Raw genomic sequence first — 11711 nt, forward strand, 5'->3', positions numbered from 1 at the left:
GCCGTGTCACCAGCTGGACTTCTGGATTCCGGGTAGTTCACCGCGATGCGCGAGCTCGCGGAACCGGACACGGGACAGACCCGCCTTGCCGATGTAACCGCGGGGACGACCGTCGACCACGTCCCGGTTTCGCAGACGAGTCGGACTTGCGTTGCGCGGCAACCGCTGTAGACGGCGCAGAGCGTCCATCCGCTCCTCGGGCGTCGAGGTGACCGCCACACTTGCGCGCTTCAGCTCGGCGCGAAGGTCGGCATATCGCGCGACGACCTCGCGGCGCTGCTCGTTGCGGACGATCTTGGACTTCTTCGCCATCAGCGGTCCTCCTTGAAATCGACGTGGGCGCGGGCGATGGGGTCGTATTTGCGGAGCACCATCCGGTCGGGATCATTGCGGCGGTTCTTCCGAGTGACGTAGGTGTAGCCGGTTCCGGCGGTGGAGCGCAGTTTGACGATCGGCCGGATCTCGTTGCGCGCCATCAGACTTTCTCCCCACGCGCGCGGATCGTGCGCAGCACCGACTCGATGCCGTGTTTGTCGATCGTCGAAATACCCTTGGCGCTCACGCGCAGGGTGACGTACCGCCCCTCACTGGGCACGTAGTAGCGCCTGCGCTGGATGTTCGGGTCCCATCGGCGCGACGTGCGCTTGTGCGAATGCGACACCTGCTTGCCGAATCCCGGTACCCGACCGGTGACCTGGCACCTCTTGGACATGCTGCTCCTGTTCTTATCGACAATGATTGGCATTAACTGTTCGGCCACGGTACCGTCGTCGGAGCACAAATGGAAATCATTCTCAATAGATCGGAGTGGAGTCGTGTTCGACGATGGACTCGCGAACCGCCCGGATGACGCCGGACCGACCGACCATCGAACCCCGGTCGTCCTGGTCACCGGGCTCGACGCGTCGTCGATCCACCGGGTGGGCGATGCGGTGGAGGGTGGTGGCGTCGGCAGCGTCCAGGTGCACCACGACCTGACGCAGGTGGAGGATGGCCGCGTCGTCCGGACCCTCAGCTGGCGGGGACCCGACGGGCGTAGCCGACATGACGTCTGCATCGTCGAGCTGGCCCATGGGTGCATCTCGTGCACGCTGCGCGAAGACCTGCTCCCCCTGCTCCGGCGACTTCATCGTCGACCGTCGGTGAACCGGATCGTCCTCACGCTGGATCCTGTTCTGGAACCCGAGCAGGTCGCCTGGTCGATCGAGAACGTCATCGTCGCGGGCATGCCCGGGTTCGACGACGCCCCGGCAGCCGCCGACGTCCGTGTCGACCTCACCGTTGCCTGTGTGGCCGAGGAGGATTGGCTGACGTCGGCGACGGGCGACCTGTCGCTCGCCGAGGGCGGGCACGTCGCGCTCGACGACGACCGCACGCTCGCCCAGGTGGCGGTCGGACAGGTCGCCTTCGCCGATGCGCTGGTGGTCGCGGCATGCGACCCGACCGTCCGGGACGCATGGGCGTCGGCGCGACTCGTTGCGGTCCTCAAACGGCTCGCACCGAACGTCCCGATGATGTTCGAGCTGCCGCAACGCCCGATCACACCCGTCCTCGCCGAACAGTTGCTCGCCGCGGTGCCCTCGCGCTCGCGGCGGGGTCGCATCGACGGTCCGCACGATCCCCTACTCGCCGGCGAACCCCCGCTGGACTCCGACTGCGGTGTCACGTGGGTCGAGTTCCACAGCGACCGACCTCTGCACCCGGGCCGTTTCCACGAGGCGATCGACGCCTTGCTCGACGGGGTCGTCTGTGCCCGCGGGCGACTCTGGATCGCCACCCAGCCCGACGAGGCGCTGTGGCTCGAGTCGGCCGGCGGAGGACTGCGCGTCGCCCACGGCGGTCCCTGGCTCGCCTCGATGACCGACGACGAACTCGCACAGGTATCCGACGAGCGTCGCGCCCTCGGTGCGCTGCGCTGGGACGAGAGCTTCGGCGACCGGCACACGTCGCTCGTCGCTCTCGTTCATCAGGGCGATCCTGCCGAGATCGAGGAAGCTCTGCGCGGTGCGTGCCTCAACGAGGTCGAGTTCGCTGCCGGACAACAGTTCTGGTCGACCTTCGACGATCCCTTCGGTCAGTTCCACGCCGATCCGTGCGACGACCTCGACATCTCCGACTCCACTGTGGACGCGGTGCCGGGGCTCGACTCCTCGGACCCGCGGGACAACTGAGGCTCCACCCATCTCCCGAAAGGCACCACCGTGAAAAAGGGCATCCACCCCGACTACCACCCCGTCGTCATCCGCGACGGTTCGACGGGCAAAGAATTCATCACCCGGTCGACGGCGACGTCGCCGACCACCGTCACCTGGTCAGACGGCAACGACTACCCGCTCATCACCGTCGATGTCACCAGCGATTCGCACCCGTTCTACACCGGGGTCAACACGATTCCCGACGTCGCCGGCCGGGTCGAGAAGTTCCGCCGTCGCTACGCGCACCTGGAGAAGAAGGACGACTGAGGGTCGCCGCCGGACGGCGTGCCCTCAGCCCGGCAGCAACCCGTCGACCAGGGCATCGACGATGTCGTCGATCGGTACATCGGGGAGCAGCGGGCCGGTCAGCTGGTCGAGCAGGAGGCCGTCGACCGCGTAGTGGAACAGGGCGATCTCCCGTGCCGACCCCGGCAGGCCTGCCTGCTCGTTGAAGGCCACGTCCCCGGCGAACCCGGTCCGCCGCCATTCCCCGATGATCTCCGCGACCTCAGGGCGTCGAATTCCTTCCAACCGGAGTTCGATCAGTGCGATGGTGACGGTCCGGTTCGCCATCAGACGTTCGACGATGTTGCGGAGGTACTCGGCGAACAGCTCCCGGGACGGTGTGCGTCCGACCCGTTCGGCGATGAAGTCGTCATTCGGCGCCAGCCGCTCGTAGATGCGCTCCACCAGACCGGTCAGAAGTGCTGAGCGAGAACGGAAGTAGTTCGTCGTCGTACCGACAGGCACGCCCGCGGCACGATCGACGGCGCGGTGGGTGAGTCCGCGGGCGCCGGTGTCGGCGAGCACTTCGAGGCCCGCATCAGCCAGCGCGCGTCGGCGGTCGTCATTTCGGGCCATGGGAAAACGATAGCGCAACCACTACATGTGCTGTAGTTTCGCAACCACTACATCTGAAGTGATTGGGGACAACATGCGTGAACTCGTGTACTACGTGGCCGTCAGTCTCGACGGGTACATCGCCGGCCCGAACGGCCAGTTCGACGCCTTCCTCGTCGAAGGCGATCACATGGACGGCATCAACGAGCGGTTCGCCGACACGATCCCGACCGACCATGCCGCCGCACTCGGAATCGACCAGAGCACAGGAATCTTCGATACCGTGCTGATGGGAGCCAATACCTATGCCGCCGGGTTGCCGGAGGTGACGAGTCCGTATCGCCACCTCGACCAGTACGTCTTCACCCATCGTCGACGCGACCCGGTGGACGGTGTGACGTTCACCGACCGCGACCCGGTCGAGGTGGTACGCGAACTCAAACAGACTGAGGGAAAAGACATCTGGCTCTGCGGAGGTGGCGATCTCGCGACCCAGCTGGCCGAGGAGATCGACCGGTTCGTCCTCAAACGTCAACCAGTGATGTTCGGGAGCGGGATCCCCCTGATGGCGCCCGGCCGGTACGCGCCCAGGAGGTTTCACCGCGTCCGTGGTCACGACTTCGACACCGGGGTCTCGATCGTCGAATACGCCGCGACGTAGGAGCGGACCTACGTCACCACCGCGAGCGCGTCGTCGAGCGAGACGAGGTCGGCCATCGTCACCGCAGTCCGCGACGAATCGCGCAGCTCTGTCGCGGCGCGGATGGCGGCCAGCGCCGTTAACCGGCCCGTAGCCTCGGATTGTCCCGCGCCCGAGACAAACCGACGCTCACCGGTGCGTCGATTCTCGGCGATGACATGCCAGGCCTCCGACCCGAGGGGAGGCGCCCACGTCAGCGTGCCGCGCAACGCCGGAACCCGACCGATCAGACCGAGCGCCGCGGTCATCCGGGCCGAGCTGAGGGCGAGGTACGAGCGGATCACGCCGGCCTTGTCGCCGAGGAGGACATGGTCGGGGAAGTCCGCGCGCAGATAGCGTCTGCTACGTCCGTCGGGTCCGGTGGCGCGCCGCGTCTCCCCGAGGTTGCGCACCTTCCCGCCTTCGGGCGGGCAGTAGACCTCGGTGCCGACCAGACCGACCGTCCAGGCGACCGCCGCCGGACCGTGCTTCTCGCCCGACCCGAGCATCACGAGCAGATCGACGTCGTCGCCGGGGCGAGGGTTGAGCGCAGCGGCCAGGATCGTGCTGAGTCCGGGCGCGAGTCCGGCCCCCAGCACGATGGGTCCGACCGCGACAGCCCGCACGGCGTCGAGGTAGGCGCCGGACGCCGAGATGTCGACCAGCGGCGCCGGTCCGGTGGCGGTGGCGAGTTCGGGGCGTTCGATACCGGAGGTGTTGACGACGACGTCGTGTCGCGCCGCAAGGCGGCGCAGCTCCGTCAGATCGCCCCGGAGATCGATGCGGGCGTCACCGGTCGCCGCGCGGCTCGTCGAGGTCACGACGTGGCCGTCCCGTTCGAGCTCGCGGGCGATGACGGTGCCCACCGCACCCCGCCCGCCGAGAAGCAGGACTCGCAGGTGCTCACGCTTGGTCGACTCGCTCATCCACTCCACTTTCGTCGTTCCCGGCTCCTCGGGACCATGCTCGGGGACGGCGGTCGCGACCGGCCAGGTCTTTTGCGGGGTCTGCAAAGATGGCGCCATGATCGCGGAGCTGGGGGACCTGATCGGCGCGATCGGTCCGCGGCTGCGCGCCTTTCGCCTCGCGCGGGACCTCACACTGACCGCCGTCGCCGAGGAGTCCGGGTTGTCGGTCAGCACCCTGTCCCGGGTCGAGACAGGTAGACGACAACCGACGCTCGACGTCCTGCTCCCGCTCGCGAGGATCTACCGGGTGTCGCTCGACCAACTCGTCGATGCTCCGCCCACAGGCGATCGCCGGGTCCATCTTGAACCGCGGTCGATGGCATCTGGAGGGGTGATCGTTCCGCTCACCGGCTATCCCGGGCGGGTCCGGGCGTTCAAACACGTCCTCGGTCCGCGTGAGCCGCGACTCGTCACCCATGACGGACACGCGTGGCTCTACGTGCTCGCCGGCCGACTGCGGCTTCTCCTGGCCGACGACGAACACATCCTGGAACCCGGCGAGACGGCTCAGTTCGATCCGACGACACCGCACTGGTTCGGACCGGCCGACGACAACCCGGTGGAGATCCTGCATCTGTTCGGTCCGCATGGCGACCGGCCGGTGTCGCGCCTGGACGACCTCGGCCCGCGATGACGTCGACCGCGGTGACATCTCGGACCGCATCGTGTGGTGACGCCTGACCGGCGAGTGCGGATCGCAGAAAGACGAAAGGCGACGAGGGCTCGTCGAGCCGCGTCGTCGCCTTCGAAAAAGAGTGGTGGAGCCTAGGAGATTCGAACTCCTGACATCTGCCTTGCAAAGGCAGCGCTCTACCAACTGAGCTAAGGCCCCGTGCCGTCCCGGATCGGTTCGGCGGGATGCGAATTCCGATGTCCGAAAACACCTGTCGCAGTGGGCCTAGGAGGACTTGAACCTCCGACCTCTTCGTTATCAGCGAAGCGCTCTAACCGCCTGAGCTATAGGCCCTTGAACCGAGGAGTGAGATTACCCGACCGATGCCCCAACAAACAAAACGGCTGGTCAGGAGCTCACTCAGTCGAGGTCGGCGAGAGTCACCTCGGCGCCGCCGACGAGGTCGGCACAGATGTTGTAGATGTAGCTGCCGATCGTCGCGAGCGCCGTCAGGAGGATGGCGTTGATGGCCCCCAGGAGCGCCGCAGCGCCGAAGACGGTGCCGGCGCCGATGACATCACCGCTCGTGGTCGATTCCTCGGCCATGAGCGTTCCGAAGCTGTTGTTCACCTGATCCCACACGCCCATGCCGTCGAGGATCAGGTAGAGCACGGCGACGGAGATCATCCAGATGAAGAAACCGACCACCGACAGCACGGCCGCGACCTTGAACGTCGCCCACGGGTCGATCCGACGCACCTGCACCGAGGCGCGCAGGGCGGTCCCGGCGGCGAGCACCTGGCGTGGTGCCGATCGCGGAGCCGACTTGCCTCCCGGCGGCGTCTGAGGTGCCTCGGGACGCTTCAGGTCGGCGGTGTGGTGGATCTGATCCAGATCGGGCAGGTCGTTCTCCGGCAGGTGACCCCGGTCGATCGTGCTGGTCGGCGACTCGACGAAGCCAGGCTCCTCGGTCGCGGTCGCCGCGCCCGGTCGGCGCGGACTCTCGAGCTTGGTCACCGGCGCCTGCTGGCCGCTCATGCTGGCGGCGGCGGTGCCGCTGTTCGTCACGACGCCGCGCGGCGGCGGGCCGCCAGGGTTGTTCGGCGGCGGGCCGCCCGGATTGTTCGGCGGCGGGCCGCCCGGGTTCCCGTCGGCGCCGGGGCGTGACGCGCCCTCACGAGTGAACGTCTCGGTCGGTGCGGCAGCCGGATCCTCGGCGGGTCCCCGCTGCCACGGCGGCACCAGTCCCCCGGTCGGCGTACCGGTTCCGGGGCCCGTAGGCCCCCCGGCGGGGCGCCCGTTCTGGTCCTGATGCGGCTCGTTCGGTGTGCTCACAGACATTCCCTCACTCAGGCGTTCTGACGTTGCTCGCTCGGCGCCGGGTCCGAACGCACCGTTCCCCGGCCCGCCGACTGCCGGCGGGCCGCGAAACAGTGGTCTTCACCCTAACGCCTAGGAGGAGACCTCAGTCTCGTCCGGCTCGTCGGCGTTGCGGGCGATCGCGATGACCGTCGTTCCCTCGTCGATGTTCATCAGGCGCACGCCCTTGGTCTGGCGACCGGCCTTGCGCACCGACTTCGCCGTGGTGCGGATGACACCACCGCCCGAGGTGATGGCGTAGAGCTCCGAGTCGTCGTCGACGATGAGGGCGCCGATCAGTTCACCGCGGCGGCGATCGTGGGCGATGGTCAGCACGCCCTTGCCGCCTCGGCCCTGCACCGGGTAGTCGTCCATGCCGGTTCGCTTCGCGTATCCGCCGGACGTCGCGACCAGGAGGTAGGTTCCGTCGCGGACGACGTTGAGCGACAGGAGGGTGTCGTCGGTGTTGAACCGCATGCCCTGGACACCGGAGGTCTGTCGGCCCATCGGCCGCAGGGCCTCGTCATCGGCGTGGAAGCGGATCGACTGTCCCTTCTGCGAGACCAGGAGCAGATCGTCGTCGGCGCTGCACAGCTGGGCCCCGACCAGTTCGTCCTCGCCGCGCAGGTTGATCGCCGCGATGCCGCCGGAGCGGTTGGAGTCGAAGTCGACGAGTCGCGACTTCTTCACCAGACCGTTGCGGGTGGCCAGCACGAGGTAGGGCGCGTCCTCGTAGGTCTTGAGCTGGATGACCTGGGCGATGCGCTCCTCCGGCTGGAAGGCCAGCAGGTTGGCCACATGCTGGCCACGTGCGGTGCGATTCGCCTCGGGCAGCTCGTAGGCCTTGGCGCGGTAGACCCGGCCCCGCGTGGTGAAGAACAGGATCCAGTCGTGGGTCGAGCACACGAAGAAGTGTTTGACGATGTCGTCCTGCTTGAGCCCGGCTCCCTGCACACCCTTGCCGCCACGACGCTGGCTGCGGTAGAGGTCGGTCTTGGTGCGCTTGGCATACCCGGTCTCGGTGATCGTGACGACGACGTCCTCACGCGCGATCAGGTCCTCGTCGCTGACGTCGCCGTCGGCCGCGATGATCTTGGTCCGACGCGCGTCGCCGTACTTCTCGACGACCTCCTTGAGCTCGTCGCGCACGATCGCGCGCTGACGCTCCGGCTTGTCGAGGATGTCCTTGTAGTCGGCGATCTCGAGTTCGATCTCGGCGAGCTCGTCGACGATCTTCTGACGCTCGAGGGCCGACAGACGACGCAGCTGCATCGCGAGGATGGCATCTGCCTGGATCTCATCGATGTCGAGGAGATCGATCAGGCCGGTCCGGGCGGTCTCGGTGTTGGCCGAGCGGCGGATCAGCGCGATCACTTCGTCAAGGGCGTCAAGAGCTTTCACCAGACCGCGCAGGATGTGGGCGCGTTCCTCGGCCTTGCGCAACCGGTACCGGGTACGACGCACGATGACGTCGATCTGGTGCGCCACGTAATAGCGGATCATCTGATCCAGGCGCAGGGTGCGCGGCACGCCGTCGACGATGGACAGCATGTTGGCGCCGAAGCTGGTCTGGAGCTGGCTGTGCTTGTACAGGTTGTTCAGCACGACCTTGGCGACGGCGTCACGACGCAGGGTCACCACGATGCGCATGCCGACGCGGTCCGAGGACTGGTCCTCGATCCGGCTGATGCCCTTGAGTTTTCCTTCGTTGACCTGTTCGGCGATCGACTGGATCAGGTTGTCCGGGTTGACCTGGTACGGCAGCTCGGTGACCACCAGCGTGGTGGTCCCCTTGTTCTCTTCGATGTCGACGACGCTGCGCATGCGGATGCTGCCGCGCCCGGTCATGTAGGCGTCCTTGATGCCCTGGCTGCCGACGATCAGTCCGGCGGTGGGGAAATCGGGACCCTTGATGCACTCCATGCACGCCGCGAGAGTGGCCTCGTCGTCGGCGTCGTGATTCTCCAGTGCCCAGAACACCGCGTCGGCAACCTCATTGAGGTTGTGCGGCGGCATGTTGGTCGCCATGCCGACCGCGATACCACCGGATCCGTTGATCAGCAGGTTCGGGATCCGCGCCGGCAGGACCGTCGGCTCATTCGTCTTGCCGTCGTAGTTGGGGACGAAATCGACTGTCTCCTCGCCGATGTCGCGCAGCATCTCCATGGCGAGCGGAGTGAGTCGAGCCTCGGTGTAGCGCATGGCGGCCGCGCCGTCGTTGCCGCGCGAGCCGAAGTTGCCCTGACCGTCGATGAGCGGATAGCGCATCGACCACGGTTGAGCCAGGCGCACCAGGGCGTCGTAGATCGCGGTGTCGCCGTGCGGATGGTAGTTACCCATCGTCTCCGCAACGGGTTTCGCCGACTTGACGTAGCTGCGATCCGGCCGGAAGCCGGCATCGAAGGATGCATAGAGGAGCCGGCGGTGCACCGGCTTCAGGCCGTCACGGACCTCGGGCAGAGCACGGCCCACGATGACGCTCATCGCGTAATCGATGTAGCTCTTCTGCATCTCCTGCCCGAGATCGACGGGCTCGATGCGATCGCCTTCACCGCCGGCGGGCGGCAGGGTGGTGTCAGTCATTGTGTGTTCTTTCTGCCAGTGGTTTCGAGGCTCGTCGCCAGCGCTTCCGTCGAGGCTCGTCCCTCGCACCTCAGGACGCCGCCTCGCACCTCAACCAGCGGGGTGCGGATCAGCGGCTCGGAGCCAACCTTGTGGCGATCAGACATCGAGGAAGCGAACGTCTTTCGCGTTGCGGGCGATGAAGCTGCGACGGGCGGCGACATCCTCACCCATGAGGATGGAGAACAGTTCGTCGGCGGCCGCGGCGTCGTCGAGGGTCACCTGGCGCAGGACGCGCACGGCCGGGTCCATCGTGGTTTCCCACAGTTCCTTGGCGTTCATCTCGCCGAGACCCTTGTAGCGCTGGATGCCGTCGTCGGTGTTGATCTTCTTGCCCGCCGCCCGGCCGGCCTCGAGCAGTCCGTCACGCTCACGGTCGGAGTAGGCGAACTCGGGCGCCGACTTCTGCCACTTGAGCTTGTACAGCGGCGGCATGGCCAGGAACACGTGACCGTGCTCGATGAGCGGCCGCATGAAACGGAACAGCAGGGTCAGCAGCAGCGTCGAGATGTGTTGGCCGTCGACGTCGGCGTCGGCCATCAGCACGATCTTGTGATAGCGCAGCTTGGAGATGTCGAACTCGTCGTGGATGCCGGTGCCGAACGCGGTGATGATCGACTGCACTTCGGCGTTCTTCAGCACGCGGTCGATGCGGGCCTTCTCGACGTTGATGATCTTGCCGCGCAGCGGGAGAATCGCCTGGTACATCGAATCGCGGCCCGACTTGGCGCTGCCGCCGGCCGAGTCGCCCTCCACGATGTAGACCTCGCACTTGGTCGGGTCGTTGCTGCGGCAGTCGGCGAGCTTGCCGGGGAGACCGCCGATGTCGGTGGCGGTCTTACGACGCACCATCTCGCGCGCGCGGCGTGCGGCCATGCGCGCCTGGGACGAGTCGACGGCCTTCTTCACGATGATCTTGGCCTCGGCGGGATTCGCCTCGAACCAGTGACCGAGATGCTCGTTACAGGTGCGCTGGACGAAACCCTTGACCTCGGTGTTGCCCAGCTTGGTCTTGGTCTGTCCCTCGAACTGCGGGTCGGAGACCTTCACCGAGATGACCGCGGCGAGACCCTCGCGGATGTCGTCGCCGGTGAGCTTGCCGTCCTTCTCCTTGAGGAGCTTCTTGTCCAGCGCGTACTTGTTGACCGTGCTGGTCAGAGCCGCGCGGAAGCCCTCCTCGTGCGTACCGCCCTCGTGGGTGTTGATGGTGTTGGCAAAGGTGTGGACCGACTCGGAGTACCCGGCGTTCCACTGCATCGCGATCTCGACCTCGTGACCGTCGCCCTTGGCGTTGAAGCCGATGACGGTGTTGTGGATCGACTGCTTGGTGCGGTTGAGGTGCTTGATGTAGTCGACCAGTCCGTCGGGGTAGTGGTACGTGCGGGTCTTCGGCTTCGCCGCGGCCGCAGCCTTCTCCTCTTCGGACTTCACCACCTCGGCGGCCTCGGTGCTGCCGCCGTCCTCGTCGCCGTCGGCGTCACCCGGGGGCTCGATGGCCTGCGGGCGCTGGTCGGTCAACGTGATGGTCAGGCCCTTGTTCAGGAAGGCCATCTCCTGCAGTCGACGCGCGACTGTCTCGGCGTTGAATCGCGTGGTCTCGGTGAAGATCTCGGGGTCCGGCCAGAACCGGACGGTGGTTCCGGTCTTACGCGTCGCGCTCCCCTGCTCCAGGGCGCCGGGCTTGGCGTAACTGTAGGTCTGCTCCCAGTTGTAGCCGTCGTTCTGGATCTCCAGCTCGACCTTGGTGGACAGGGCGTTGACCACGGAGATACCCACGCCGTGCAGACCGCCGGACACCGCGTAGGCGTCGGAATCGAACTTTCCACCGGCGTGCAGCTGGGTCATGACGACCTCGACGGTCGGCACGCCGGTCCGGTGCATGCCGGTCGGGATGCCACGACCATCGTCGACGACCTGGACGCCGCCGTCGGCGAGCAGGGTCACGTCGACGCGCGAGGCGAAGCCGGCCATCGCCTCGTCGACGGAGTTGTCGACGACCTCCCAGATCAGGTGGTGGAGGCCTCGTTCACCGGTGGAACCGATGTACATGCCGGGCCGTTTGCGGACGGCTTCCAGACCTTCGAGGATGTTGATCGAATCGGCGCCATACTCTGACGGCTTCTTCTTGTTCTTCTTCGGTCCGGTGTCGCTGGTGTCGGCCACGAGGTGCGTCCGCTCCTGTTCTGCTCATCGACGGATCAGGGGGTCTCCGGATCCGTCGTCGATCCTTCTCGACGGGGCACACGGCGGTTACGCGCACAGGAGAGCCCGGCGGGTACGTCCGGGTGGCCTGGAGGCGCTGTCTGTCTGGTGTTGTGCACCCCTGTCGGGATAACTCTCCACAGTGTACTGCCTGACTCGCCCTGGAACGCGCATCCGGGGCCGCTAACAGGCCCTCAGATCGATTTTCTTGACTTGATCCCGGGTCGATCGTG

At 66.6% G+C, this 11711-nt stretch carries 12 protein-coding genes and 2 tRNA genes; 4 read left to right on the forward strand and 10 right to left on the reverse strand.

All coding sequences use genetic code 11. The features are described 5' to 3' along the window. Positions 1-6: 6 nt before the first annotated feature. From rpsN to rpmB, 3 genes are read right to left on the reverse strand one after another with little or no spacing between them, the layout of a single operon-like run. Complete coding sequence (gene rpsN / locus CA982_RS19140) at positions 7-312, reverse strand: 30S ribosomal protein S14 (RefSeq protein ID WP_086536848.1); 306 nt, start codon at positions 310-312, stop codon at positions 7-9. Further along, complete coding sequence (rpmG, locus tag CA982_RS19145; protein ID WP_004020951.1) at positions 312-476, reverse strand: 50S ribosomal protein L33; 165 nt, start codon at positions 474-476, stop codon at positions 312-314. The genes rpsN and rpmG overlap by 1 nt, the downstream gene beginning before the upstream one ends. Then, positions 476-712 carry a 50S ribosomal protein L28 gene (gene rpmB, locus CA982_RS19150; protein ID WP_086536849.1) on the reverse strand — a complete coding sequence of 79 codons (237 nt, stop codon included), beginning with the start codon at positions 710-712 and terminating at the stop codon, positions 476-478. Before rpmB ends, rpmG begins: the two co-directional genes overlap by 1 nt. 103 nt (positions 713-815) lie before the next feature. Between rpmB and mrf the strand changes: the two genes are divergently transcribed. Continuing rightward, entirely contained in the window at positions 816-2171 is a 1356-nt protein-coding gene (gene mrf / locus CA982_RS19155; RefSeq protein WP_086536850.1) for a ribosome hibernation factor-recruiting GTPase MRF, read from the forward strand. Positions 2172-2201: 30 nt separating this feature from the next. Then, a complete protein-coding gene (locus tag CA982_RS19160; protein ID WP_086536851.1) occupies positions 2202-2462 on the forward strand; it encodes a type B 50S ribosomal protein L31 in 261 nt (86 codons plus the stop codon). A gap of 24 nt (positions 2463-2486) precedes the next feature. On the opposite strand, the gene CA982_RS19165 is transcribed toward CA982_RS19160, so the two are convergent. Continuing rightward, positions 2487-3056: a TetR/AcrR family transcriptional regulator gene (locus tag CA982_RS19165; RefSeq protein ID WP_086536852.1), complete on the reverse strand. Its 570-nt coding sequence runs from the start codon at positions 3054-3056 to the stop codon at positions 2487-2489. A gap of 73 nt (positions 3057-3129) precedes the next feature. Between CA982_RS19165 and CA982_RS19170 the strand changes: the two genes are divergently transcribed. Then, positions 3130-3696, forward strand: coding sequence for a dihydrofolate reductase family protein (locus CA982_RS19170; RefSeq protein WP_086536853.1), 567 nt, complete (start codon positions 3130-3132; stop codon positions 3694-3696). A gap of 8 nt (positions 3697-3704) precedes the next feature. Here CA982_RS19170 and CA982_RS19175 read toward each other — a convergent pair whose 3' ends face one another. After that, positions 3705-4640: an NAD-dependent epimerase/dehydratase family protein gene (locus CA982_RS19175; RefSeq protein ID WP_086536854.1), complete on the reverse strand. Its 936-nt coding sequence runs from the start codon at positions 4638-4640 to the stop codon at positions 3705-3707. 97 nt (positions 4641-4737) lie between these two features. On the opposite strand from CA982_RS19175, the gene CA982_RS19180 reads away from it, so the two are divergent. Beyond that, entirely contained in the window at positions 4738-5316 is a 579-nt protein-coding gene (locus CA982_RS19180) for a helix-turn-helix domain-containing protein (protein WP_144066060.1), read from the forward strand. 122 nt (positions 5317-5438) lie between these two features. On the opposite strand, the gene CA982_RS19185 is transcribed toward CA982_RS19180, so the two are convergent. The 5 genes from CA982_RS19185 to gyrB all read right to left on the reverse strand — a co-directional run bounded on the left by CA982_RS19185 (position 5439) and on the right by gyrB (position 11439). Then, a tRNA-Ala gene (locus CA982_RS19185) sits at positions 5439-5514 on the reverse strand. 61 nt (positions 5515-5575) lie between these two features. Beyond that, positions 5576-5649 (reverse strand) — tRNA-Ile (locus tag CA982_RS19190). Positions 5650-5715: 66 nt separating this feature from the next. After that, complete coding sequence (locus CA982_RS19195; RefSeq protein ID WP_086536855.1) at positions 5716-6630, reverse strand: DUF3566 domain-containing protein; 915 nt, start codon at positions 6628-6630, stop codon at positions 5716-5718. Positions 6631-6747: 117 nt separating this feature from the next. Continuing rightward, a complete protein-coding gene (gyrA, locus tag CA982_RS19200) occupies positions 6748-9237 on the reverse strand; it encodes a DNA gyrase subunit A (RefSeq protein WP_086536856.1) in 2490 nt (829 codons plus the stop codon). 138 nt (positions 9238-9375) lie between these two features. After that, positions 9376-11439 (reverse strand): DNA topoisomerase (ATP-hydrolyzing) subunit B, encoded by a 2064-nt coding sequence (gene gyrB, locus CA982_RS19205; RefSeq protein WP_086536857.1) that lies wholly within the window; start codon positions 11437-11439, stop codon positions 9376-9378. Positions 11440-11711 lie beyond the last annotated feature (272 nt).

This window comes from Gordonia lacunae (assembly GCF_002149015.1).
In the GTDB taxonomy this organism is placed as follows: domain Bacteria; phylum Actinomycetota; class Actinomycetes; order Mycobacteriales; family Mycobacteriaceae; genus Gordonia; species Gordonia lacunae.